This window comes from Flavobacterium sp. TAB 87 (assembly GCF_001529295.1).
In the GTDB taxonomy this organism is placed as follows: Bacteria; Bacteroidota; Bacteroidia; order Flavobacteriales; family Flavobacteriaceae; genus Flavobacterium.
Window position 1 is genome coordinate 194229 of sequence record NZ_LLWK01000038.1, and the last position, 25250, is coordinate 219478.

The following is a 25250-nucleotide window of genomic DNA, read 5'->3' on the forward strand; positions in this document are numbered from 1 at the left end:
TATGCGCCTAATCCAGCTGTCCATTCCAACTGCTTTCTTTCAATCCTTTTTTTATATTGCCCCAAAAGGAGCTTCCAAGGTCGCTCTTTTAGCGCCACAAAAAATAGGCTTCAAACGGCAGCAGGTTTCCTCTTCCATCTGGGGCGTGGCTATCATTCTCGTGTTCTTCTGTTCAATTCAATCTTCATTTGCTCAAAAAACACCGCAATCAAATACCCAAAGACCAAAAGTAGGTCTTGTTTTAAGTGGTGGTGGCGCCAAAGGCTTTGCTCATGTTGGTGTCTTAAAAGTCATTGAAGAAGCAGGAATAAAAATAGATTACATTGGCGGAACTAGTATGGGTGCCATAATTGGCGGACTTTATGCTTCGGGTTACAACGCCGCACAAATTGATTCTATTTTTCAAAAAACGAATTTCGATAATTTAATAAACGACTTCATACCCAGAGCTTCCAAAAATTTCTACGAAAAAAGAAATGATGCTTTATATGCAATCACTTTGCCTTTTAGTAATTTAAAAATTGGTATTCCACAAGCACTTTCCAAAGGGGTTTATAATTATAATTTACTAAGTAGCTTGACTCGAAATGTGAGACACGTTCATGATTTTAACAATCTACCTATTCCTTTTTTGTGTATTGGTACCGATATTGAAACGGGCGAAGAAATTGTTTTAAACAAAGGAAACTTAGCCTTAGCCATGACAGCAAGTGCTTCCTTCCCTTCTTTGTTTGCCCCTGTTGAGATCGACGGCAGATTGTTGGTCGATGGCGGTGTGGTAAACAATTATCCGTTAGAAGAAATTAAAAAATTAGGTGCAGACATTATTATAGGTGTCGATGTACAAGATGATTTACTGACTCGCAAAAACCTAAAAGATGCGACCAAAATTTTGGTTCAAATCACCAATTTGCAGTCCATTGATAAAATGAAACGCAAAATTTCTGAAACCGATATTTACATCAAACCCGACATTCGCGATTACGGTGTAATTTCGTTTGACAAAGGTGCGGAAATTATTCGTAAAGGAGAAGAAGCTTCGTTTGCGGTCTATGAGCAATTAAAATCATTAGGAAAAACAGAACATTTTTACAAAAAACCACCTTTAAAAGTAGAGTCAGATACTTTGCAAATTAAAAATATCAACTACAATTCGATCGAAAATTACACCAGACAATATGTTACTAGTAAACTTCGTTTCAAACCAAATTCTACCATAACGTATCAAGATTTAGAAACTGGAATTAATAATTTAAATGCTACCGAGAACTTCAGTACCATCTCCTATGCTTTAGAACAGCAAAAAGAGAAAGATAACTTAAATTTGACGTTGATAGAAAACCCGACCAAAACGTTTTTAAAGTTCGGACTGCATTACGACGGCTTGTATAAAAGTGGTGTGCTTATTAATTTAACGCGTAAAAAAACATTCATCAAAAATGATAATGCATCACTAGACGTTGTGTTAGGGGATAATTTTAGATATAATTTTAATTATTTTATCGAAAATGGCTTTAACATCAGTTGGGGATTCAGTTCCAAATTGCAACAATTCAACCGAAACATCTCTACAAGCATAAGCAGTTCTTTCGATAATGGAAAAAATGCTAATTTGATAAATACCGATTATTTCGACATTACCAATAAAGCCTATTTTCAATCACTATTTTTAAATAAAATATTAATTGGTGGTGGTGCCGAATACAAATTTTTACGAATAAGTTCGCAAACCATAAATGCTGACGACTCTAATATTGATAAAAGTAATTACATTAGCTTGTTTGGTTACGCCATTTTTGATTCGTACAACAAAAAGAATTTCCCCTCCAAGGGTTACTATTTCTCAGGAGATTTTCAGACCTATCTGGCCTCTTCCGATTACACCAATAACTTTAATCCCTTTTCTATAGCTAAAGGAAAAATTGGTACTGCTTTTACCATAGTTCGTAAATTATCAGTGAATGTTGAATCTGAAGCTGGTTTTTCTTTGGGTCAAGATAGTGTACCCTTTTTTAATTTTGCCTTGGGAGGTTATGGTTACGACAAAATTAACAACTCTAATTATTTTTATGGTTATGATTTTTTGAGTTTCGCTGCAAACAGTTTTATAAAAGCTGCAGTGACGGTAGATTATGAGTTCATCAAAAAAAATCACGTAAATTTCTCTGCGAATTACGCCAATGTCGAAGACAACCTTTTTGAATCTGTCGATTGGATATCTGTACCAAAATATTCAGGATATGCACTTGGTTACGGAATAGAATCTAGAATTGGGCCGATCGAATTAAAATACTCTTGGTCACCTGAAAATGCAAAAGGTTTCACTTGGTTCAAAATTGGATTTGAATTTTAAATTAGTAATTTTTTTAAATAAAATTTACGATATTTGTTATAATGAAAACAAAATGGCTCGGTTTATTATCGTATTTACAATTTCTCATCAAGAGAAATCCAGAGTAATTATCTAATCAGTGAAGTAGAAACAGCGCTGATTATAATAAGTCAGTCACCTCTTCCATTTATCTGATTGTTTAATTTTCTAATTAATAAGATCATGCCATTATACCATAAACTCGGGAATATTCCTCAAAAGAGACACGTTCAGTTCGAAAAACCAGACGGTGGTTTATATTACGAACAACTATTTGGGACTGAAGGTTTTCACGGAAACTCAGCCTTATTATACCACACGCATCGACCAACTCAAATTAAAGAAATACTAAAATCGTACTCGGTTGAGCCCAAAATTGCCATTGGCAAAAATATCAAATCGTTATTATTAAAGGGATTTGAACTACAACCACAAAAAGACTTTTTAGACAGCCGAAAAGCAATGTTAGTCAATAAAGATTGCATCATTGGTTTAGCGGCTCCGCAAGAATCGTTGAGTACCTATTTTTATAAAAATGCCGACGCCGATGAAATGATTTTCATTCACAAAGGAACAGGAAAGTTGCGCACCATGATGGGCAATATTTTGTTTGAATACGGTGATTATCTCATTATTCCGCGAGGAATGATTTACCAAATCGAATTTGATTCATCAGAAAACAGACTATTTTACGTCGAAAGCTACGCTCCATTTTACACACCAAAGCGTTATAAAAACGAATCTGGACAACATTTAGAACATTCTCCTTTTTGTGAGCGAGACTTTAAATTACCTACAGAACTAGAAACCCACGACGAAAAAGGTGACTTTTTAATAAAAGTCAAAAAAGAGGGAATGATGCATGAAATTGTTTATGCCACACATCCTTTTGATGTTATTGGCTGGGATGGTTATAATTTTCCGTACGGTTTTTCGATTCATAATTTCGAACCTATAACTGGACGCGTGCACCAACCGCCGCCAGTGCATCAAACTTTTGAAACCGCAACTTTTGTCGTTTGCTCCTTCTGCCCGCGATTGTACGATTACCATCCAAAAGCAATTCCTGCACCCTACAATCACAGTAATATCGACAGTGATGAAGTGCTCTATTATGTAGACGGAGATTTTATGAGTCGCAACAATATCGAGCAAGGACATATTACTTTACATCCAAAAGGAATTCCGCACGGTCCAGCACCTGGAGCAATGGAGCGAAGCATTGGTCACACCGAAACGCATGAATTGGCCGTAATGGTTGATACTTTCAGACCACTTATGGTGACCGAAGAAGCAATGGGATTGGATGACGGAAAGTACTATAAATCATGGATGGAATAATCTAATCTAGCATTATTTCACTCCAATATTAATTAGAAGCTATTTCCTGCTATCCACTAGATCTTTTGCATCTGCCGCGGCAGACACAAAAGGATGCCGCTGCTATCAGGGCTAAAAATCAAATTTCAAAAACAACATTTTTCGGTTTCTCAAATAAACGCCTAACCGATTAAAAAAAATAAAACATCATGTCAAAAGAAATTAAATCAGTAGAATACGGCTTAGAAAAAATATTCGAAGGCGCACAAGACTTTCTTCCATTAATGGGAACAGATTACATTGAATTTTATGTAGGAAATGCAAAACAGGCGGCTCATTTTTACAAAACAGCTTTTGGTTTTCAGTCGCACGCTTACGCCGGACTAGAAACTGGAATGCGAGATCGTGCCTCCTATGTTTTAAAACAAGATAAAATTCGTTTGGTTTTAACAACCGCATTAAATAGCGATTCTCCAATTGGAGAACACGTAAAAAAACATGGTGATGGTGTCAAAATAATTGCTTTATGGGTAGAAGATGCTCGTTCGGCTTTTGAGGAAACAACCAAACGTGGTGCCAAAGTTTTTATGGAACCAACGGTCGAAAAAGACGAGCATGGCGAAGTAGTTCGTGCCGGAATTTATACCTACGGAGAAACCGTTCATCTATTTGTAGAGCGCAAAAATTACAACGGTGCATTTTTACCGGGTTACAAAGAATGGAAAACAGATTACAATCCAACTTCAGTTGGTCTGAAATACGTTGACCACATGGTTGGAAACGTGGGCTGGAATGAAATGAACACTTGGGTAAAATGGTACGAAGATGTGATGGGATTTGTAAATTTTCTTTCTTTTGATGACAAACAAATTACTACCGATTATTCGGCATTAATGTCTAAAGTGATGAGTAATGGAAACGGGAGAATTAAATTTCCTATCAACGAACCAGCAGAAGGTAAAAAACGCTCACAAATTGAAGAATATCTAGATTTTTACGAAGGTTCTGGCGTGCAACACATTGCGGTTGCTACTGATGACATCATTAGTACAGTAGCCGAGATGCGCGCTCGCGGAATTGATTTTTTAAGTACTCCACCACAGGCCTATTACGATGGAATTCCAGAAAGATTAAAAGATCATATGCATAAATTTAAGGAAGACATTACCGAACTTCAAAAATTAGGAATTATGATTGATGCTGATGAAGAAGGATACCTTTTGCAAATTTTTACCAAACCAGTAGAAGACCGTCCTACCTTATTTTTCGAAATTATACAGAGAATGGGAGCCAAAGGCTTTGGTGCAGGTAACTTTAAAGCCCTTTTTGAGTCGATCGAAAGAGAACAAGAATTGCGAGGAACTTTATAAATTTGCATAATTTTTTCATTTCCTCAAAAAATAACCCATATAGCAGCCAATTAATTGCAAATCTTTTGTTAAACTAGATTTTTATTGAATTATTTCTTTTCTTTCTAACTATCTTTGCACTCGCAAAACAGGAAGGGGTGGTTTCCTTCCAGATTTGATATAAATTTCATAATTTATAGTTTTTTGGTTAGTTAATAGCATAAAAACTCAGTCATTACTTGACTGAGTTTTTTTGTTTTGGTACATTTGGAACAGAATTTGCATTTCTTGTTACTAAATGTCAAATCTAAAAACTATGAAAAAAATATTTTTACTTATATTATTTCTCCCGCTATTTAGTTTTCAACCAAAAACAGACACTGCTTTTGACACCGGCGAATGGTTCAAATTCAGAATTCATTACGGCATTGTAAATGCTGGCTATGCTACGATACAAATTACAGACGCTACAATAAATAATAAAAAAGTGTACCATGCCGTGGGTAAAGGTTACACAACTGGAATGTCTCGTTTTTTCTTTAAAGTCGAAGATTTGTATGAAAGTTACTTTGATAAGATTACAGGTAAACCCTATCGTTATGTTCGTAAAATTGATGAAGGTGGCTACACTAAAGATCAAGAAGGTTTTTTTAACCAAGAGCAGAACCGAATTGTAGTTAAGGATTACAAACGCAAATCTGAAAAAACAATTCTCGTAACCGAAAATGTACAAGACATTGTGTCTTCTTTTTATTACTTGCGCAACCATCCCGATATCGATAATTTAAAAGTCGGAGAATCGATTGCAATCGATATGTTCTTTGACGACGAAATCACAAAATTTAAGTTAAAATTTGCGGGTCGTGAAGATATTACAACTAAATTTGGAACCGTGTCTACCATGATCTTCAAACCTTTAGTGCAAAAAGGTCGTGTTTTTAAAGAAAAGGAAAGCTTAACGCTTTGGATAACAGACGACAAGAATAAATTACCTGTACGCATAAAAGCAGATTTAGCGGTTGGATCTTTGAAAGCCGATATCGATGGTTTTAGAGGATTACAAAGCCCCTTAAAAATAAAAAAATAATGAACATCAGCGAGCAATCGGAATCAATTTTAAAAGAAATTGATTTAAAGTATCAAGCCATCAATCAAAAGACCGAAGTGCAGCTTGAAGGACTTTTATGGTCGAAACCAATTACGTATTGGGACTATATACAAACTGATGCTCTCTTAAATCTTCAAGTGCAACGCACCACACTTCCTGACGAAAATGTATTTATCATGTACCATCAGGTCAATGAATTAATTTTTAAAATGATTTTGTGGGAAGTGGAGCAAATTGCAGACAAAGAAACAATTGACACCGCTTTCTTTAGTGATCGATTGTCGCGAATTAGCCGTTACTTTGAAATGCTTACTACTTCTTTTGACGTCATGAAAGACGGAATGGACGTCGATCAATATATGAAATTCAGAAATACCTTGACGCCAGCCAGTGGTTTTCAAAGTGCACAATACCGTTTAATCGAGTTTTCTTCGACTGACCTTATTAACCTTACTGACCATCGCTACAAATCTGTTATAAATTCGGACAGCTCTTTAGAAGATAATTTTGAACATTTGTATTGGCAAGCAGCCGGAAAAGACTACAAAACAGGTAACAAATCCTATTTGTTACAGCAATTCGAAAAGAAATATAAAGCACAATTTCTAGTTCGAATGCAAGCGTATAAGTCCAAAAACATTTGGCAAAAATTCAAACAACTTCCAACCGAAGATCAAAACAATCCGCAATTAGTTTCTGCAATGCGTCATTATGACTATACTGTAAACATTACGTGGGTGATGCAGCATTTAAAAACTGCCATAAAATATATTGTCGAAAGTGGTCAAGGATCTGGTGAAGCAACCGGAGGAAGTGATTGGCAAAAATACATGCATCCAAAATACCAACGTCGCATCTTCTTTCCTGAACTTTGGAGCGCAGAAGAGTTGGCTAGTTGGGGACACGAAAAATAAAGGAATAAATACTTTAAAAAGAATTGATTTGAAAAGAATAGGTGTAATTATATTAGTATTACTTTCAATACTCTCGTGCGATAAAAAAGCAGATAAAGTTGAAACTAAGATTGTGAAACCAAAAAAAGCTGATAAAGTTGAATTTGGCTTTAATTACGCTGATTATAATGTCATCAAAGACACGATCAAAAAAGGAGATACTTTTGGAACCATTATACAGAGTCAAAATATTGGTGATCAAAAAATATTTGATATTGTTAATAATGTTCGCGACACATTTAATGTCAGAACAATGCGCTATCACAAAGTGTACACCTTATTTAGGACCAAAGACAAAACTAATAAACTGCAATATTTCGTTTACCAACCCGATGCACTTAACTATTATGTGATCGATTTACGAGACAGTATTCCCGTAGCATACAAAAAAACAAAACCAGTAACCTATAAAAGAAAGGTCTTGGGCGGAGTATTAAAAGGATCATTATCTGAAACCTTAGGCAACCAAAAAGTAGATGTAGGTTTAGCATCTCAAATCACAAAAATATTTGCTTGGTCAGTCGATTTCTTTAAATTAAAAAAAGGAGATCGCTACGGTTTAATATTCAACGAACGCTTTATTAACGATACCGTTTATGACGGTGCCGAAGATATAGAGGCTGCCTTTTTTGAATACAAAGGGAAGATTGTGTACGCTTTTCCATTCATACAAGACACGGCATCGGGAAAAGTTGCTTATTATGATGAGGACGGTAAAACATTAAGGAATTTTTTCTTAAAGACACCCATTAAATTCAGCCGCATAAGTTCTCGCTTTACCTCTAATCGCTTTCATCCGGTACAAAAAACATGGAAAGCACACAAAGGAACGGATTACGCTGCACCGAGCGGAACACCAATATCGAGTACTGCAAGTGGTGTGATCGAGCGAACAGGTTATACTGCCGGAAACGGTAATTACGTAAAAGTAAAACACAACGGTACCTACTCTACTCAATATTTACACATGTCGAGAATCTTGGTTCGTAAAGGCCAACAAGTTTCTCAAGGTCAAACCATCGGCTTAGTAGGAAGTACTGGTTTAGCTACTGGCCCTCATGTATGTTACCGGTTTTGGAAAAATGGCGTGCAGGTTGATGCCTTAAAACTTAATTTACCTTCGGGCGAACCTATGGTTGGTAAAAACAAAGAACGTTTTTTAAGAGAAATCGAACCCCTTAAAAGAGAGTTAGACAGCATTGGAAATTTATAAATCAATCTTTTAAAAAAACATTTAAAAGTTAAAGCATTTGTTATAAAAAAGTAAAGAATCTAAATTTCATACAAGAATTCAGTATTTTTGAATAAAATAACCACTCAAGATACTTTACAGATGGCACTACGCACTACAAATCCAACAGAAAGCGCTGCTTGGAAAAATCTCCAAGAACACTATAACAAAACATATAGTACGAACATGCAGGAACTATTTGCTGCAGACCATTTACGTACAGATAAATTTCACATTACTTGGAATGATTTTTTAATTGATTATTCTAAAAATAATATTACCGAAGAAACAATTTCGCTATTACTAAATCTTGCTAACGAAGTCGGATTGAAAAGTGCGATTTCTGATTATTTTGGTGGAGCAATTATCAATCAAACAGAAAACAGAGCTGTCTTACACACCGCATTACGCGCCCCTGAATCGGCTGATATAAAAGTAGACGGCGTAAATGTGATTCCCGAAGTGTATCAAGTTAAAAACAAAATTAAGAACTTCACCAACGAAATTACTTCTGGACATAGAAAAGGATACACGGGAAAACCTTTTACCGACATTGTTAATATCGGAATTGGTGGGTCAGACTTAGGACCCGATATGGCGGTAGAAGCGTTACAGTATTATAAAAACCATCTGACTACTCATTTTGTTTCGAATGTCGATGGCGATCATGTTACCGAAATTATTAAAAAATTAAATCCAGAAACCACTTTATTTGTTATTGTTTCTAAAACATTCACAACTCAAGAAACCCTAACTAATTCAGTTACTCTTAAAAAATGGTTTTTAAAATCTGCAAAACAAGAAGATATTGCCAATCATTTTGTAGCAGTTTCTACCAATATTGAAAAAGTGACCGAATTCGGAATTAATCCAGACAACATATTCCCAATGTGGGATTGGGTTGGAGGTCGTTTTTCTTTATGGAGCGCAGTGGGTCTAAGCATTAGTTTATCTGTAGGTTTTGATAATTACAACGATTTACTACTCGGGGCATACGAAATGGACGAGCACTTTAAGTCTGCAGAATTTGATGGCAATATTCCTGTTATTCTTGCTTTATTAAGTATTTGGTACAATAATTTTTATGGTGCAGAGAGCGAAGCAATAATTCCATATACCCAATATCTAAAAAAATTAGCTCCTTATTTGCAACAAGCAACCATGGAGAGTAACGGAAAAAGCGTAGGTCGCGACGGAAAACCTGTAAACTACCAAACCGGAACAATTATTTGGGGAGAACCAGGAACCAATTCACAACATGCTTTTTTTCAACTAATTCATCAAGGAACTAAATTGATTCCGACCGATTTTATCGGCTTCGTTCATTCGTTGTACGGAAATAAAGACCACCACGACAAATTAATGTCGAACTTCTTTGCACAAACAGAAGCGTTGCTTAACGGTAAGACGGCAGAAGAAGTTCAAGCTGAATTTGACAAACAAGGACTAGCTGCTGATAAAGCTTCGTATTTAGTACCTTTTAAAGTCTTTACTGGCAACAAACCTACAAACACTATTTTAGTAAACAAATTGACTCCAAAAACATTGGGTTCATTAATTGCGATGTACGAGCACAAAATCTTTGTACAAGGAATCATTTGGAACATCTTTAGTTACGATCAATGGGGCGTAGAACTAGGTAAGCAATTAGCGAATTCTATTTTAAACGAAATCGAATCAGCCACCGTACAAAAGCACGACTGCTCTACTTCTTTTTTATTAAACTACTTTATTTCAAATAAGTAAATAGCCTATTATAATACAATCAAAAGCCACCGCATTTTAGCTAATGCGTTGGCTTTTTTGCGTTTAGCCATAAAATAATAAATTTGCAAATAAGCATTACAGCGTTAATAAAATTGAAAATATTAATAATTTAACAAAAAATAGCTAATAAAATGCACTTAAAGTGTGTAATATTTATTACTAATTAAAAAAACACCTTTAATATGCAAAGAATTACACAAAACAACCATTTATTAACGTTTCGATAACATTATCTCATAATTTTGTTATAATTTTGCCCAAAACAATTAACGATCAAAAAATGAAAACAATGAAAACCTGGTTACTCACCGGATTACTATTCATGGCTATTTCGGCAACCTATGCACAAGGTAAAATTACAGGAATTATTTCTGACGGCTCAGGACCTCTTCCGGGCGCAAATATCGTTGTGAAAGGAACTTCTGAAGCTACTTCTGTCGATTTTGACGGAAAATTTACTCTTACTACTACTAAGAATTCAGGAGAAGTAGTTGTTTCATTCATTGGAAATGAGAACAAAACCATAAAATTTAATTTCGTTAATGGATCAACAGTAGATTTAGGAACAATCGTTCTTTCTTCAAGCTCAAATGAATTAAATGAAATCGTTATTAAAAGTAGCGTAATTGATGTTGCAAAAGACAGAAAAACTCCTGTTGCAGTATCTACTATTAAAGCTGCTGAAATTCAAGAAAAATTAGGTTCTCAAGAATTTCCAGAAATTCTAGCAAACACTCCTTCTGTTTATGTAACTAAAGCAGGTGGTGGTTTTGGAGATTCTAGAGTTGTTATTAGAGGTTTCGACCAGAAGAACATCGCGGTTATGATTAACGGAGTTCCTGTTAATGATATGGAGAACAGTTCTGTATACTGGAGCAATTGGGCTGGAATTTCTGATGTAACTTCGGCTATGCAAGTACAAAGAGGTTTAGGTTCTTCTAAACTAGCTATTTCATCAGTTGGAGGTACAATTAACATTATTACTAGAACTGCAGACATGAAACAAGGAGGACTAGTTTCTCTTAGTGCAGGTAACGACGATTACTTTAAAAGTTTAGCGTCATACTCAACTGGTAAAATGGAAAATGGTCTATCTGCGTCTGTTTTGTTTAGCAACACAATTGGAAACGGATACGTGGACGGAACAAAATTCTCTGCACAAAACTATTTTATTGGTTTAGGATATTCTTCAAAAAACGAAAAGCACGATATTCAATTTACTTTTACAGGAGCGCCTCAATGGCACCACCAAAGAAGTTTTGCTAACAAAATATCAGAATACGTAAAATACGGAGATCCTACTTCAAACAAACCAAACATTAAATATAACTCTGATTGGGGTTATAAAGATGGTAAAGAATATTCTTGGGCAAGAAACTACTACAGCAAGCCTGTAGCGTCTATTAACTACGATTATAAAATTACAGAAAGCACTAAATTATCCAGTGTTCTTTACGGATCATGGGGTCGTGGTGGAGGAACTGGAAGTATTGGAAAAAGCGCATTTGCATTTAAAACTGCTGATGGTTTAGTTCCATTTGATGAATTCGTAAAATTCAATACAGGTCAAGCAAATACAGTTGGAGCACCTTTAGCACCTAGTGTTATAGCAGGGCACGAAGGAGAATACATCACCAACAACAAAACAGGATTTAGTAGAAGATCTTCTATAAATTCTCACAACTGGTACGGTGCTGTAGTTAACTTAAATCAAAAATTATCAGAATCATTAACATTAGATTTTGGTTTTGATGTTAGAACCTACACTGGTTTTCACTTTAGAAACATCACTGATCGTTTAGGCGCAGACGTTTATTACGATAACACAGATGCCAACAGCAAAGCAACCGGAGGTCGTTACTTATACGAAACAAACTCTGCATCTGCTAGTTTTAATCCTTTTACAGACGTAAAAAATCAAGAAAAAATAGAATACAACAATAACGGTAACGTAAATTGGTACGGAGCTTTTACTCAATTAGAGTACTCTAAAGACAACTTATCTGCTTTCTTGCAAGGAGCAATTTCTAATCAAGGATTTCAAAAAGAAGATACGTTTACATACTTAGAAGCAGATCCATTATACAAAACTGATTTTGAAAATATTTTAGGAGGAAACATTAAAGGGGGAGCAAACTACAACATTAACGATTTTCATAATGTTTTTGCTAACGCAGGTTTTTACTCTAAACAACCTTTCTTTAATGCAGTTTATCCAAACAACTTATCGGTTGTAAATAAAAACTTAACAAACGAAAAAGTTTTAGGTTTAGAAGCTGGATACGGATTCCGTTCTGGTATCTTCAATGCTAATTTGAATGTTTATTACACGTCTTGGAAAGATCGTTACCAAAGAAATCGTGATTCTGCAGCTGATAATATTGATGGTTACTATGACTTTTCTGGAATTACAGAAATTCACTCTGGTGTAGAATTAGAATTGACTGCTAAACCAATGCCAAAACTAGACTTAAGTGCAATGTTTTCTCTTGGAAATTATGTGTATGAAGGGAATGTTGAAAGCAATCGTTACGATTCAAGCAACAACCCACTTGGAGGAGGAACAACTACCACTTTATACTTAGATGGTGTTAAAGTTGGGGACGCTGCACAAACAACTTTAAGCTTAGGAGGTAAATACGAAATATTAGAGCGCTTTAGTGTAGATGCAAACTACAGATTTGCTGACAAATTATTTGCTTCAATTGATCCTTCTAAATTCTCAAAAGAAGACAATAAAGGATCATTAGAATTACCTTCATACGGATTAATGGATGCTGGTTTATCTTATAAATTATTTCTTGGTAGCTCAAAGAAAACTTCTTTAAGCTTCAGATTAAACGTAAATAACGTATTAGATAAAGTTTACATCTCTGAGTCAAGAACTAATATTTTTGCTTCTGATTTCATAACAGGTAATAGCGGAGACACTTATGCATCTAAAGGTCAAACTTATGATGGAGTAGCTGACGCCAACCAAGTATTCTTTGGTTACGGAAGAACATGGAACTTTAGTACACGTTTCAACTTCTAATTCAAAACCAATTTAAATATTAAAACGGCAAAGTGCAATTCGCATTTTGCCGTTTTTTTTATGCCTTTTTTGTTTATATTTGTTAAAAACAAACATTTAATTTATGTACGAATTCATTCAAAAAATGCACTCAGGTTGGGCTTACCTGGTGTTACTTTTATTAGTTGTAGCAGTAGTAAATGCTTTAATCGGATTTTTTTCTAAAAAAGAATTTACTGCAAAAGATCGCAAAATTGGTCTTTTCGGCCTTATCGTAACGCACATCCAATTACTTATCGGAATCGTTTTGTACTTTGTTTCTCCTTTTGGAAAAGCAGCTTTTGGACAAATGAGCGATGCAGCACTACGATTGACCTCATTAGAGCACCCATTAATTAATATTATTGGTATCGCTTTAATTACAATTGGTTGGTCGAAACATAAAAAATTATTAACTAGCGAAGCTAAATTTAAAACTTTCGCCATTTTCTACGGAATTGGTTTACTTTTAATTTTGAGCCGTTTGCCATGGAATCTATGGTTATAGAAAACAAATAAGCCCGTTCCTACCGGGCTTTTTTTTCTCGGCATATTATTTGAACATACTCCCCAAGTTTGAACGAAAAAAAATATTATGAAGAACAAAACAAACCTATTTCTTTTGCTCACCAGCTTGACTTTTGCCATACTAAGTGTGTCTTATGTATACAGCCAAGCAAAACCAAAAACGATTCCGATTGCACAAGACTCGCTAAAACTGGCTAAAATAAAAGCAGCCATTTTTGACAAAGACACGACAGTCGTACTCGAAAAACCATTGAAATTAAAACTACACAAAAAATCAGCACATGCCTCTTACTACGCTGATCGTTTTAATGGTCGAAAAACCGCCAGCGGCGCCAAATTTGACAACAACAAATACACCGCGGCACATAAAAAACTACCTTTTGGCACCAAAGTAAAAGTAACAAACGAGTTGAATGGCGAATTTGTAATTGTAGAAATTACAGATCGTGGTCCTTTTGTTAAAACACGCGATATCGACTTATCAAAACGCGCTTTTATGGACATTGTAAAGCGCAGTGGTGCTGGTATTATGACAGTAACACTTGAGGTGGTTGAAAACTAAAACTTCAAAAGAAACGTGTTACTGTTAATTAAAACGCAAACTATTTCTCTCAAAAAAAAATTGCCGCATTAATTTCAACTTAAGAATAATATTCTTTCTTTTATTATTTATCAGAACTTATAGACAACACTTTTCATCTGACTTTCGTTTAAAAAATTAAAGCCATCATTGAGAAACGAACTTTTAAAATTGTTTTGCGACTAATTGGTACTATTGTCTAAAGTGACTAATAAAATAAAAAACACCAACAAATGAATAAAATATACTACCTCGCTTCTTGTGATACCTGTCGTAAAATCATTAAAAACTTACCACAAGGAATTGAATTAGAATACCATGATATTAAACAAGATCCTATCTCTGAAAAAGAATTAGAAGAATTACATCAACTTGCTGGCAGCTACGAAGCATTATTCAGTAAAAAAGCACAGTTGTACAAGTCAATGGATTTAAAAAATAAAACGCTAACTGAATCAGATTACAAAAAATACATCTTAGAACATTATACCTTTATTAGTCGTCCCGTTTTTATAATCGACGGTAAAATTTACATTGGCAACAGCAAAAAAAATATTATAGAAGTAATGAAAGCTTTTAGCTAATACTAAAATATTTTGTCTTCAAACAACAAATAAACAACCTAAACTGCCGCAGTTGAGACTGAATTGTTTTTAGTACCTTTGCCTCTTTATATCCAATTATATGATACAATCGATGACGGGCTTTGGTAAAGCAACTTTGCAATTACCAACAAAAAAAATTACAGTTGAAGTAAAATCGCTAAATAGCAAAGGGCTCGATTTGAACGTAAGAATGCCTTCGGTATATCGCGAAATGGAATTGGGGTTGCGCAACCAAATTGCATTGCAATTGGAGCGCGGAAAAGTTGATTTTGCAATTTATATTGAAAGTACTGCAGAGCAAACGTCTACTAAAGTAAATGTTCCTGTAGTTAAAAATTACATAGCGCAACTAAAGGAAGTGTATCCCGACGCAGATGAAACAGAATTAATGAAGATGGCAGTTCGTATGCCCGATACTTTAAAAACAGAGCGCGAAGAGATTGACGAAAATGATTGGCAACAAATTCAGACGATAATTACTGAAGCTTTACAAAACATCAAAAATTTCAGAAACGACGAAGGTCAATCACTAGAAAAAGAATTCAATTTACGAATTTCAAATATTCGTCAATACATGAATGATGCTTTGGCTTTAGATCCGGAGCGCGTGCAAGCCATAAAAGATCGTTTGCAAACTGCAATTTCCGAGTTGAAAGTGAATGTTGATGAAAATCGTTTCGAACAAGAGTTGATTTATTATTTAGAAAAATTAGATATTACGGAGGAGAAAGTTCGCTTAACCAATCACTTGGATTACTTTTTAGAAACTATTGCAGGAACAGAAGCAAATGGTAGAAAATTGGGTTTCATTACACAAGAAATGGGCCGTGAAATTAATACCATGGGTTCGAAATCTAACCACGCACAAATGCAGAAATTAGTGGTTATGATGAAAGATGAGTTGGAAAAAATAAAGGAACAAGTTTTGAACGTACTATAGCATAATTAGCAACTAGCGAAAAGCCTTAGCGTTTAAAACACAAGCACTATTGCTTTTTGCTACTGACTTATAAAGATGAAAAAAGGAAAATTGATTGTATTCTCAGCTCCTTCAGGATCGGGAAAGACTACAATAGTGAAGCACTTGTTAGCGCAGAAAGAGTTAAATTTAGATTTTTCAATCTCTGCAGCTTCTCGAGATGCTAGAGGAGAAGAAATAAACGGAAAAGATTATTACTTTATTTCGCTAGAAGAATTTAAGCAACACATTAAAGCAGAAGATTTTTTAGAATGGGAAGAAGTATATCGTGACAATTTTTACGGTACTCTAAAATCAGAAATTGATCGCATTTGGGCTTTAGGTAAGAATGTTATTTTTGATATTGACGTGGCCGGTGGGTTGCGCATTAAAAGTAAATATCCAGATGAAACTTTGGCTGTTTTTGTAAAACCACCAAGTATCGATGAGCTTAAAATTCGTTTAAAAAAGCGCTCGACAGAAAGTGATGATAAAATTAACATGCGCATTGCAAAAGCTTCGGTAGAATTAGCGACCGCACCGCAATTTGATGTTGTTATAAAAAATTACGATTTAGCAGTAGCCTTGGAAGAAGCAACTGCTTTGGTAAAAGATTTTGTTTCACAATAATTGAAAATTAGGAAAAGTAAGAATAAGGAAGGTGCAGAATCAACTGAAAAGTTCTGCAAAATCCTTTTTTAGCCTTTTTGAAAGAAAATCAAATAAGCAAAAGAGAAGCAAACATTCAAAAAAATTTGTGAATCTCTCTGAAAATTTTGTGAACCTCTGCGAAACGAAATGAAAATAGGACTCTACTTCGGCACCTTTAACCCCATACACGTAGGACATTTAATTATTGCCAATCATGTCGCGGAGTATTCTGACTTAGATGAAGTTTGGATGGTTGTAACGCCACACAATCCACTAAAGAAGAAAAACACCTTGCTTGACGACTACCATCGTTTAGAAATGGTTCATCTAGCAACGGAGAACTATCCTAAAATTAAACCGTCCGATTTTGAGTTTAAATTACCTCAACCCAATTACACCGTAAATACCTTGGTTCACTTCGGAGAGAAATTTCCACAACATGAATTCTCATTGATTATGGGTGAAGATAATTTACGTACACTACCAAAGTGGAAAAACTACGAGGTTATTTTAGAAAACAATTCAATTTACGTATATCCTCGTATTTCGACAGAAACGGAGAATATTGCTCTTAAAGAACATCATAATGTTCATATGATCGATGCGCCAGTAGTTGAAATTTCATCTACTTTTATTCGAAATAATATAAAAATCGGTAAAAACATTCAGCCCTTGCTGTCTGAAAAAGTATGGAATTACATCGATCATAATTTATTCTACAAGAAATAATCTCACAATATCGTTTGCAGCTTATTTGCAATATTTTCAAAAACAGGCTGCAGTGCTTCATTTTTTCTTGAAATTAAAAACACTTCTTCTGCTGGCATTGTTGCCGCATCCCAAAGCAATTGCACTTTATTACTTTCGATCATTTCTTTTGCATTGCAGTTATAGGTTACAGCCACGCCATTGTTTTCTGCAACTGCCGATAACATTTCATATTCATTTGGAATAATATAATTAGGGCTCATCGAAGGTCTTTTTTTATTAAAGACATGCAGCCAAAATAATTTAATATGCGGAATTCGCGCATCATGACTGAACCATTTGTACTGATTTAAATGTCCTTCGATTGTAAACAAATCCATTCGTTCAATGTGATTTCTAATACCACTAATTTCTAAATTAGGAGAAGCTACCATGATCAACTTTATAGTTCCGACCTTCTTTATGTTGGTGTCAAATGTATCGAATCGCTTGGTTACAATAGCAAAGTCTAATTTTTTTGCGTTGACCAATTCAAACAGCGCATCATTTTCCTGAAAAGTAAAATCGATAAAATCAAATTCAGCAATGAGCGCACTACCTAAACTAGAAAATAAATGTTCGGAAATACCAACTGAAATCAAGCGATTGGCATCCGAAGCCTTCGCGCGAAAACCTTGCTCTACATTTTCTAGTCGGTCAAGCGCATCTATAATCAAGTTATTCAGTAACTTAGCATATTCCGTTGCCTCTACTCCTTTCGATTTACGATTAAATAATTTATAACCTACATGCGCCTCTAGCATTACAATTTGTTGGCTCACTGCTGGCTGACTGATAAAAAGCTCTTTGGCAGCCAATGAGAAATTACCGTTTTTATAAACAGATTTAAATGTTCTGTACCACTCTAGATTTACCATGATATAAATATATTTATCACAAACATAATTTAATTTATTTTTACTAATATCATAATAAGCGTATTTTTGTATCAACATATATAAAATGAAACACACAAAACTTGTATTATTAATTGCTTTTACAGCGATAAGCTTTGCTGCAAATGCTCAAAAAAAACATACTAAAGAGATGAAAAAAGTATTATTTGTGCTTACGAGCCACGAAAAATTAGGAGACACGGGAGAAAAAACAGGATTTTGGATTGAAGAATTTGCTGCACCCTATTACGCTTTAACAGATAAGGGATATGAAGTAACTGTTGCAAGTCCCTTAGGCGGACAACCACCAGTTGATCCCAAAAGTGATGATAAAAGTGCCGCTACCGAAGACACTAAAAGATATGATGCCGACACTGCGGTACAAAATAAAATAAAAAACACGCACAAATTAAGCGACATCGATCAAAAAGATTATGATGCAGTATTTTATCCAGGCGGACACGGACCAATGTGGGATTTGGCTACAGATAAAAATTCAATTGCATTGATTGAATCTTTTTATATGCATAATAAACCAGTAAGTTTTGTGTGCCACGCACCAGCAGCATTGAAAAATGTAAAAGTGAACGGCGACTATTTAGTTAAAGGAAAGAAAGTAACTGGATTTTCAAATACTGAAGAAGAAGCAGTTGGTTTAACCAATGTGGTTCCGTTTTTGTTGGAAGATGTCTTGAAACAAAACGGCGGAGAATACTCAAAAGGAGAAGACTGGAGCGTGTATGCTGTAGAAGATGGCCTACTGATAACCGGTCAAAATCCAGCCTCTTCTAAACTAGTTGCTGAAAAATTAATGGCGCAATTGAGCGCTAAAAAATAGATTCTAAGACATAAAGGTTCTAAGTTGTTCCGATTTTAAGTAAATTATTTTACTAGAAATTATAGCTCTTAGAACCTTCATAACTTTTAAACAAAATAGTATGTTAAACTTCGAATTATACAATCCGACTAACTTAGTTTTCGGAAAAGGACAAATAGAAAAATTAGGATCTTTAGTTCCTAAAAACGCAAAAATTTTATTGGCTTATGGAGGTGGAAGCATCTTTAAAAACGGTATTCACGAGCAAGTAATTAAAAACCTAGAAGGCTTTGAAATTATAGAATTTGGCGGTATTGAACCAAATCCACATTTTGAAACTTTAATGAAGGCCGTTGCAGTAATTAAAGCTGAAAAAATAGATTTTATATTAGCTGTTGGTGGTGGTTCTGTAATTGACGGTGTAAAGTTCATTTCGGCAGCTGCTCATTTTGAAGGCAATCCGATGGATATTTTGCAAAAACGACTGTTAATTAAAGAAAATGCTGTTCAGTTTGGTTCGATTTTAACTTTACCTGCTACAGGAAGTGAGATGAACTCTGGGGCAGTTGTTACCATTGCGTCTACACAAGAAAAATTAGCTTTCGGAGGTTCTGCATTATTTCCAAAATTTTCTATTTGCGATCCAACCGTAATTACATCTTTACCTAAAAGACAGTTGCAAAATGGTGTGGTCGATGCTTATACCCATGTTTTAGAGCAGTACTTAACTTATCCGCACGACGGAATGTTGCAAGACCGAATTGCCGAAGGAATATTGCAAACATTAATTGAAGTTGGACCAGGAGTAGTTGAAAATCCTGCCGATTATAAGTTGGCTTCTAACTTTATGTGGAGTTGCACGATGGCCTTAAATGGTTTGATTCAGAAAGGTGTCCCTTCAGACTGGGCAACGCACATGATAGGACATGAACTGACTGCGCTGTACGGCATTGATCATGCAAGAACGTTGGCAGTAATTGCACCAAATTTATACCGTGTTATGTTTGAAACAAAAAAAGGGAAATTAGCGCAATACGGAAAACGCATTTTTAGATTATCAGGATCTGAAGACGAAATTGCAAATGCAGCTATTGAAGCAACTGTTTCATTTTTACACCAAATGGGAATGGAAACAAAACTTTCTGATTACACTGACAAATACGACTCTACTGCCGATTTTATTGTAAAGCGATTTGAAGAAAGAGGTTGGATTGGTTTAGGCGAAAAACAGTTGGTTACTTTGGATAAAGTGAAAAAAATTGTTGAAATGAGTTATTAAAAATCTTATCTCTTACAAAAACAGAAAGGGCGTTCACATTAAGTTGGGAACGCCTTTTCAAGTTACTAAAACAAAACTAACTAACTCAATTCGGATTTTATTCATTTAAGAAATTCATTTGTAATAAGTTACAACGTGATCATTGTTTTTTTATTGTGTGAAAAGTTAAAAAAATCTCGTTTTTATCAAAAATTTTCCTAAAACCTTGCAAATAGTCCTCTTTTACAAATTTCTTTACACTCTTTTTTTGCATGATTAGTACTTTATTAAGTACTTTTGCTTCAAATTAATAAAATAAATGAGCGAAAATTTAAAATTTGCGGTAATTGGTGGTGGAAGTTGGGCAACAGCTATTGCGAAAATGCTATGCGTTAATCTTTCTGAAATCGCGTGGTACATGCGTAATGATGCCGCAATCGAGCATTTAAAAACCCACAAACACAATCCAAATTATTTGAGTTCAGTAGAGTTTGATCCTGCTAAGCTTAAATTAACAAACAATATTAATGAAGCAGTCGCTTATGCAGATTACATAATTTTTGCAATTCCCTCGGCTTTCTTAAACGGAGAACTAGAAAAGTTAGAAGTGTCTTTGGAGAATAAAATTATTTTTTCGGCCATTAAAGGAATTGTTCCTGAAACGAGCTTAATTGTCGGCGAACATTTTCATGTAAAATACAATATCCCATATTATAACATTGGTGTCATTACAGGACCTTGTCACGCAGAAGAAGTAGCCTTGGAACGTTTATCGTATTTAACAATTGCATGTGGCGACGAAGAAAAGGCGAAAAATGTAGCGGAAAGGCTTTCTGGAAATTACATTAAAACAAAAATTACCGACGATATTATTGGTACTGAATATGCTGCCATGCTTAAAAACATTTACGCAGTTGCCGCTGGAATTGCGCACGGTTTAGGTTATGGCGATAATTTTCAATCGGTTTTGATGAGTAATGCCATTCGCGAGATGAAGCAGTTTATCAAAAAAGTGCATAAGATGAAACGAAACATTAACGACTCTGCTTATTTGGGCGATTTATTAGTTACGGGTTACTCTATATTCTCTAGAAACAGAACTTTCGGAAATATGATTGGAAAGGGCTACACAGTAAAAAGTGCAATGATGGAAATGAGCATGGTTTCTGAAGGATACTACGCTACTAAAAGCGCCTATAACCTCAACAAAGGTTATGGAGCGGAAACGCCAATTATAGACGCTGTCTATGCCGTCTTGTATGAAGGAAAAGATCCTAAAAAAGTGTTCAAAAAATTAACTGATTTCTTGGATTAACAAAATAACATAACAAGTATTATAAAGCCGCTTCTTGATCAAGAATGCGGCTTTTTTATTTTCTGTTAACCTATTGATTCATCTGTTCTTTATAAAAATTATAATTTTTAAGAGATATTTGGTTTTATCTAATTCAAATCTTAATCTAATCTTTAGATGACTAAGGCACAAAACTACTTACCTTTCTTATTTAAAAATTATGGAAAATTTAAATAAAGTTACCAAAATCACAATGTTGTTCTGGATAATGAAAATCGTGGCAACAACCCTGGGAGAAACATTGGGAGATTATCTCTCGATGACTTTAAATCTTGGTTATTTTGTTGGCATCTTAATTACTTTTCTGTTTTTTACTTTGGTGCTTGCCAATCAACTTCGAGCAAAAAAATTCATCCCTACTTCTTACTGGTTGGTCATTATTGCGACAACCACTCTCGGCACCGAAATATCTGATTTTCTAGATCGAAGTCTGCAATTGGGTTATGCTGTAGGTAGTTGTTTTTTATTAATGAGTTTAGTATTGGTTCTGTTTCTTTGGTTTAAAAAGTACAGCTCATTAGCAGTTTATCCCATTTTTGACACCACCAAAGAATTATATTATTGGATTGCTATTTTATTTTCGAATAGTTTAGGAACTGCTTTTGGCGATTTTTTAAGCGATGTGCTTGGATTCTCCTATTTAACCGGTGCTCTTGTAACCGCAAGTATTATTGTGTTCGTTCTTCTTCTGCATTATTGCACAAAGATAAACGAGATACTACTTTTCTGGATTGCCTTTATTTTTACAAGACCATTCGGAGCTACTTTTGGAGACTTTTTAACCAAACCAATTGCAAAAGGAGGACTAAACTTAGGAACACTAAACGCTTCGCTCACCGCTCTATTTCTGATGGCGTGCTTGATATTGTTTTCGCACTGGCAATTAAAAAAGATACAAAAATAAAAAAAGGCATTTTCTCAATTTAGAAAATGCCTTGTATAATTTACGCAACAGTATTGTACTACCTTACAATCACTCCGTCTACAAAAAGAATAGGAACTTCTTCCATATTACCTTCAGAAATGGAGTTGGCCTTAAAAATAAATTTTTTATCGTAAAGTGTGTTTCCGATAAAAAAAGTGACCATAAACTCATTGTTTAATTGCAAGACACTTTTCTCAATCATCTCAATTTTCACTACAGAAACTGCCGGAATTTCTGCAAATGCATGGCGCAAAAGAGAAGTTTTTTTCATTTCTCCATCCAAAGTTCCAAATGCTTTTGAAACTACCATGACACCATCGATCTGAAAATCACTATCGTTTACTAAATAAGCAAACCAAACTTTTTCCATAAAATCGTCGCTCCATTCTTGAACAGTAGCAATAAATACGTTTTCTACTTCCGGTATAACAATGTCTTTTTTCATATGGTAATGGATGCTAAAAAAAATAGTGATTAGCAGAAAAAGTATCCACTAATCACTATTTAGCTATAATTATATTTTTAAATACTTGCTTTAAACTGCTCTAAGAAACGAACGTCATTTTCGTAAAACATACGAATATCGCCAATTTGATACAGCAACATGGCGATACGCTCTACTCCAACTCCAAAGGCGAAACCATTATATTCGTCTGGATTAATATCGCAATTTTTAAGAACGTTTGGATCTACCATACCGCAACCACCAATTTCTAACCAACCGGTTCCTTTGGTAATTCGGTAATCCGTTTCTGTTTTCAATCCCCAATAGATATCAATTTCGGCACTTGGTTCTGTAAATGGAAAATACGAAGGGCGCAAACGAATCTTTGATTTCCCAAACATCTCTTTCGTAAAATAAAGTAACGTTTGTTTTAAATCTGCAAACGATACGTCTTTGTCAATGTACAAGCCTTCCACTTGATGGAAAATACAGTGCGAACGAGACGAAATTGCTTCATTACGAAACACGCGACCTGGCGAAATAGTACGTATGGGTGGTTTATTATTTTCCATATATCGCACTTGAACCGATGAAGTATGCGTGCGCAAGAGTACATCGGGATTTGTTTGAATGAAAAAGGTATCTTGCATGTCACGTGCCGGATGGTATTCTGGCAAGTTCAATGCGGTAAAATTATGCCAATCGTCTTCAATTTCTGGACCTTCAGAAACATTGAAACCAATGTTGGCAAAAATATCTATAATTTGATTTTTAACAATCGAAATCGGATGACGAGAGCCAATGATTACTGGTTCTGCTGAACGCGTTAAATCGCCAAAAACACCTTTGGCTTCTTCTCTGCTTTCCAACAGTTCAACAATTCCTTTTACTTTATCTTCGGCAGCCGTTTTTAAAGCGTTAATTACTTGACCAAATTCTTTTTTCTGATCGTTAGGAACGCTTTTAAACTCAGCAAAAAATTCATTTAAAATTCCTTTTTTACTTAAGAATTTGATGCGAAAAGCTTCTAATTCTTCTTTATTCTCTGTCGTAAAAGCTTCTGCTTCGCCAATATATTCTTTAATCTTGTCTATCATTGTCGTTCCGTAATTGAGATTACAAATTTAATTTTTTTTAGTGAGTACTGAAAAGTTATTGGTAAATACTCCAAAAACTTTAACAATCATACCTACACCTCTTCTGAAAATCGTCAAATAAAACTTAATCGATCACTTTTCTTTCTAAAAAATAATTTACAATTGCTTCTTTCATTAAAACCGATTGCTCTCCAGCTTTTAATGGCGGTAATTCTTCCTTCACTGTATAATGCGGCCAACCTTCGTCATCAAAGAAGTCAAATTCATAAAAACCATACGGCTCTAATAAACGGCAAATAGCAATGTGCATTAAGTTTAGTTTTTCATCTTTCTTGAATTCTCTATGCAATTTACCTAATTCTTGAACTCCGACTAAATAAATAATTGCATCCAAATCTAAATCTTCACCTTGTGAAAATTGATTGGAAAGTATATCGACGAGCTTTTCCCAGCGCTCTTTTAATTGTGTATCTCTTGACATTTTTATTGTAATTGTAAATTATGAGGTATAAAGCAAACGTTCAAAATCGTGGTTCTTTATCTTTGCAAAGATACGACCTTGAAAATTAGAATGAATCCTTGATAATTCTTTTATCTTTGTTTTTGAATTAAAAAAAGATTTCTATTGACTACTTTCGATATGATTTTGGGTGTACTGTTGGTTTACGGATTGTATAAAGGAATCCGAAACGGTCTTTTTGTAGAATTGGCTTCTCTAATTTCTCTTTTGGCTGGAATTTATTTCGCCATAAAATTTTCATCTTTTTTGAAAGACCTTATTAGCAAACAGGTTTCCTGGAATCCCAATACCATTCAGATTATTGCTTTTGTACTTACCTTTCTCGCAGTGGTTATTGGTATTATGCTTTTGGCTAAAATATTTACCAAGCTGGCCGATTTTGCTTATTTAGGTTGGATTAATAAACTGGGCGGTGGCGTATTTAGACTACTGAAAATGATTTTAATTTTGAGTGTCGTTTTTACACTTTTCGAAAAAGTAAATTTTGACAATGCCATTGCCAAGGAAGAAACCTTGGATGCTTCGCTCTTTTATCGTCCGATTCAAAAAGTTTCTGGCTTTGTATATCCTTCTATTGATAAATTTTATGAAAAGCTGAAAGAAGAAAAAAATACAGACGTACGCAACGAACAATCGATTTGATTACTTTATAAAACAAGAAAGCAAAACCTTCTTTCATAAAAGGTCAATTTTTAAAATCGGTACTATTTGCAAAATC

Annotated in this window: 23 protein-coding genes; 19 read left to right on the forward strand and 4 right to left on the reverse strand. The window is 34.7% G+C overall.

Annotated elements, in window-relative coordinates; translation table 11 throughout:
• The first annotated feature begins 1 nt into the window (after position 1).
• The 14 genes from AP058_RS13010 to nadD all read left to right on the forward strand — a co-directional run bounded on the left by AP058_RS13010 (position 2) and on the right by nadD (position 17202).
• Complete coding sequence (locus AP058_RS13010; protein WP_082706660.1) at positions 2-2353, forward strand: patatin-like phospholipase family protein; 2352 nt, start codon at positions 2-4, stop codon at positions 2351-2353.
• 201 nt (positions 2354-2554) lie between these two features.
• The gene (locus AP058_RS13015) at positions 2555-3712 is read left to right on the forward strand and encodes a homogentisate 1,2-dioxygenase (RefSeq protein ID WP_066311687.1); all 1158 of its coding nucleotides are present in this window, start codon (positions 2555-2557) and stop codon (positions 3710-3712) included.
• A 188-nt stretch (positions 3713-3900) separates the two neighbouring features.
• A complete protein-coding gene (gene hppD, locus AP058_RS13020; protein WP_066311688.1) occupies positions 3901-5061 on the forward strand; it encodes a 4-hydroxyphenylpyruvate dioxygenase in 1161 nt (386 codons plus the stop codon).
• 295 nt (positions 5062-5356) lie between these two features.
• Complete coding sequence (locus AP058_RS13025) at positions 5357-6127, forward strand: DUF3108 domain-containing protein (RefSeq protein WP_066311691.1); 771 nt, start codon at positions 5357-5359, stop codon at positions 6125-6127.
• Positions 6127-7062: a tryptophan 2,3-dioxygenase family protein gene (locus tag AP058_RS13030; RefSeq protein WP_066311692.1), complete on the forward strand. Its 936-nt coding sequence runs from the start codon at positions 6127-6129 to the stop codon at positions 7060-7062. The genes AP058_RS13025 and AP058_RS13030 overlap by 1 nt, the downstream gene beginning before the upstream one ends.
• Positions 7063-7090: 28 nt before the next feature.
• Positions 7091-8314, forward strand: coding sequence for a peptidoglycan DD-metalloendopeptidase family protein (locus AP058_RS13035; RefSeq protein WP_066311693.1), 1224 nt, complete (start codon positions 7091-7093; stop codon positions 8312-8314).
• Between the two features lie 120 nt (positions 8315-8434).
• On the forward strand, positions 8435-10078 hold the full coding sequence (pgi, locus tag AP058_RS13040) for a glucose-6-phosphate isomerase (protein WP_066311695.1): 1644 nt from the start codon (positions 8435-8437) through the stop codon (positions 10076-10078).
• A 310-nt stretch (positions 10079-10388) separates the two neighbouring features.
• Positions 10389-13133: a TonB-dependent receptor gene (locus AP058_RS13045; RefSeq protein ID WP_369815174.1), complete on the forward strand. Its 2745-nt coding sequence runs from the start codon at positions 10389-10391 to the stop codon at positions 13131-13133.
• A gap of 103 nt (positions 13134-13236) precedes the next feature.
• Positions 13237-13659: a hypothetical protein gene (locus AP058_RS13050; RefSeq protein WP_066311701.1), complete on the forward strand. Its 423-nt coding sequence runs from the start codon at positions 13237-13239 to the stop codon at positions 13657-13659.
• 87 nt (positions 13660-13746) lie between these two features.
• Entirely contained in the window at positions 13747-14241 is a 495-nt protein-coding gene (locus AP058_RS13055; protein ID WP_066311703.1) for a septal ring lytic transglycosylase RlpA family protein, read from the forward strand.
• Between the two features lie 251 nt (positions 14242-14492).
• A complete protein-coding gene (locus tag AP058_RS13060; RefSeq protein WP_066311706.1) occupies positions 14493-14843 on the forward strand; it encodes an arsenate reductase family protein in 351 nt (116 codons plus the stop codon).
• 100 nt (positions 14844-14943) lie between these two features.
• Positions 14944-15804 (forward strand): YicC/YloC family endoribonuclease, encoded by an 861-nt coding sequence (locus AP058_RS13065; protein ID WP_066311709.1) that lies wholly within the window; start codon positions 14944-14946, stop codon positions 15802-15804.
• Positions 15805-15879: 75 nt separating this feature from the next.
• Complete coding sequence (gmk, locus tag AP058_RS13070) at positions 15880-16452, forward strand: guanylate kinase (RefSeq protein ID WP_066311711.1); 573 nt, start codon at positions 15880-15882, stop codon at positions 16450-16452.
• A 168-nt stretch (positions 16453-16620) separates the two neighbouring features.
• Positions 16621-17202, forward strand: a complete 582-nt coding sequence (gene nadD, locus AP058_RS13075; protein WP_066311714.1) for a nicotinate (nicotinamide) nucleotide adenylyltransferase — start codon at positions 16621-16623, stop codon at positions 17200-17202.
• A gap of 2 nt (positions 17203-17204) precedes the next feature.
• Here the strand turns inward: nadD and AP058_RS13080 are convergent, their stop codons facing one another.
• Positions 17205-18098, reverse strand: a complete 894-nt coding sequence (locus AP058_RS13080; protein ID WP_066313423.1) for a LysR family transcriptional regulator — start codon at positions 18096-18098, stop codon at positions 17205-17207.
• An 85-nt stretch (positions 18099-18183) separates the two neighbouring features.
• Here AP058_RS13080 and AP058_RS13085 point away from each other — a divergent pair, with 85 nt between their 5' ends.
• From AP058_RS13085 to AP058_RS13100, 4 genes are all read left to right on the forward strand, one after another.
• The gene (locus AP058_RS13085; RefSeq protein ID WP_082706661.1) at positions 18184-18954 is read left to right on the forward strand and encodes a type 1 glutamine amidotransferase domain-containing protein; all 771 of its coding nucleotides are present in this window, start codon (positions 18184-18186) and stop codon (positions 18952-18954) included.
• Positions 18955-19054: 100 nt separating this feature from the next.
• Positions 19055-20212 (forward strand): iron-containing alcohol dehydrogenase, encoded by a 1158-nt coding sequence (locus AP058_RS13090; RefSeq protein ID WP_066311715.1) that lies wholly within the window; start codon positions 19055-19057, stop codon positions 20210-20212.
• A 298-nt stretch (positions 20213-20510) separates the two neighbouring features.
• The gene (locus AP058_RS13095; RefSeq protein WP_066311717.1) at positions 20511-21506 is read left to right on the forward strand and encodes an NAD(P)H-dependent glycerol-3-phosphate dehydrogenase; all 996 of its coding nucleotides are present in this window, start codon (positions 20511-20513) and stop codon (positions 21504-21506) included.
• A gap of 199 nt (positions 21507-21705) precedes the next feature.
• Positions 21706-22449: a hypothetical protein gene (locus AP058_RS13100; RefSeq protein ID WP_066311722.1), complete on the forward strand. Its 744-nt coding sequence runs from the start codon at positions 21706-21708 to the stop codon at positions 22447-22449.
• 58 nt (positions 22450-22507) lie between these two features.
• On the opposite strand, the gene AP058_RS13105 is transcribed toward AP058_RS13100, so the two are convergent.
• The 3 genes from AP058_RS13105 to AP058_RS13115 form a co-directional block, all read right to left on the reverse strand.
• The gene (locus AP058_RS13105) at positions 22508-22915 is read right to left on the reverse strand and encodes a hypothetical protein (RefSeq protein ID WP_066311724.1); all 408 of its coding nucleotides are present in this window, start codon (positions 22913-22915) and stop codon (positions 22508-22510) included.
• Between the two features lie 77 nt (positions 22916-22992).
• The gene (gene pheS, locus AP058_RS13110; RefSeq protein WP_066311727.1) at positions 22993-24012 is read right to left on the reverse strand and encodes a phenylalanine--tRNA ligase subunit alpha; all 1020 of its coding nucleotides are present in this window, start codon (positions 24010-24012) and stop codon (positions 22993-22995) included.
• Between the two features lie 124 nt (positions 24013-24136).
• Positions 24137-24493: a hypothetical protein gene (locus tag AP058_RS13115; protein WP_066311730.1), complete on the reverse strand. Its 357-nt coding sequence runs from the start codon at positions 24491-24493 to the stop codon at positions 24137-24139.
• 144 nt (positions 24494-24637) lie between these two features.
• Between AP058_RS13115 and AP058_RS13120 the strand changes: the two genes are divergently transcribed.
• Complete coding sequence (locus AP058_RS13120) at positions 24638-25174, forward strand: CvpA family protein (RefSeq protein ID WP_066311732.1); 537 nt, start codon at positions 24638-24640, stop codon at positions 25172-25174.
• Positions 25175-25250 lie beyond the last annotated feature (76 nt).

Bases quoted from the DNA above. Each gene is read 5' to 3' on its own strand.
- AP058_RS13010 (WP_082706660.1), top strand. From the start codon at position 2: ATGCGCCTAATCCAGCTGTCCATTCCAACTGCTTTCTTTCAATCCTTT.
- AP058_RS13015 (WP_066311687.1), top strand. From the start codon at position 2,555: ATGCCATTATACCATAAACTCGGGAATATTCCTCAAAAGAGACACGTT.
- hppD (WP_066311688.1), top strand. From the start codon at position 3,901: ATGTCAAAAGAAATTAAATCAGTAGAATACGGCTTAGAAAAAATATTC.
- AP058_RS13025 (WP_066311691.1), top strand. From the start codon at position 5,357: ATGAAAAAAATATTTTTACTTATATTATTTCTCCCGCTATTTAGTTTT.
- AP058_RS13030 (WP_066311692.1), top strand. From the start codon at position 6,127: ATGAACATCAGCGAGCAATCGGAATCAATTTTAAAAGAAATTGATTTA.
- pgi (WP_066311695.1), top strand. From the start codon at position 8,435: ATGGCACTACGCACTACAAATCCAACAGAAAGCGCTGCTTGGAAAAAT.
- AP058_RS13045 (WP_369815174.1), top strand. From the start codon at position 10,389: ATGAAAACCTGGTTACTCACCGGATTACTATTCATGGCTATTTCGGCA.
- AP058_RS13050 (WP_066311701.1), top strand. From the start codon at position 13,237: ATGTACGAATTCATTCAAAAAATGCACTCAGGTTGGGCTTACCTGGTG.
- AP058_RS13055 (WP_066311703.1), top strand. From the start codon at position 13,747: ATGAAGAACAAAACAAACCTATTTCTTTTGCTCACCAGCTTGACTTTT.
- AP058_RS13060 (WP_066311706.1), top strand. From the start codon at position 14,493: ATGAATAAAATATACTACCTCGCTTCTTGTGATACCTGTCGTAAAATC.
- AP058_RS13065 (WP_066311709.1), top strand. From the start codon at position 14,944: ATGATACAATCGATGACGGGCTTTGGTAAAGCAACTTTGCAATTACCA.
- gmk (WP_066311711.1), top strand. From the start codon at position 15,880: ATGAAAAAAGGAAAATTGATTGTATTCTCAGCTCCTTCAGGATCGGGA.
- nadD (WP_066311714.1), top strand. From the start codon at position 16,621: ATGAAAATAGGACTCTACTTCGGCACCTTTAACCCCATACACGTAGGA.
- AP058_RS13080 (WP_066313423.1), bottom strand. From the start codon at position 18,098: ATGGTAAATCTAGAGTGGTACAGAACATTTAAATCTGTTTATAAAAAC.
- AP058_RS13085 (WP_082706661.1), top strand. From the start codon at position 18,184: ATGAAACACACAAAACTTGTATTATTAATTGCTTTTACAGCGATAAGC.
- AP058_RS13090 (WP_066311715.1), top strand. From the start codon at position 19,055: ATGTTAAACTTCGAATTATACAATCCGACTAACTTAGTTTTCGGAAAA.
- AP058_RS13095 (WP_066311717.1), top strand. From the start codon at position 20,511: ATGAGCGAAAATTTAAAATTTGCGGTAATTGGTGGTGGAAGTTGGGCA.
- AP058_RS13100 (WP_066311722.1), top strand. From the start codon at position 21,706: ATGGAAAATTTAAATAAAGTTACCAAAATCACAATGTTGTTCTGGATA.
- AP058_RS13105 (WP_066311724.1), bottom strand. From the start codon at position 22,915: ATGAAAAAAGACATTGTTATACCGGAAGTAGAAAACGTATTTATTGCT.
- pheS (WP_066311727.1), bottom strand. From the start codon at position 24,012: ATGATAGACAAGATTAAAGAATATATTGGCGAAGCAGAAGCTTTTACG.
- AP058_RS13115 (WP_066311730.1), bottom strand. From the start codon at position 24,493: ATGTCAAGAGATACACAATTAAAAGAGCGCTGGGAAAAGCTCGTCGAT.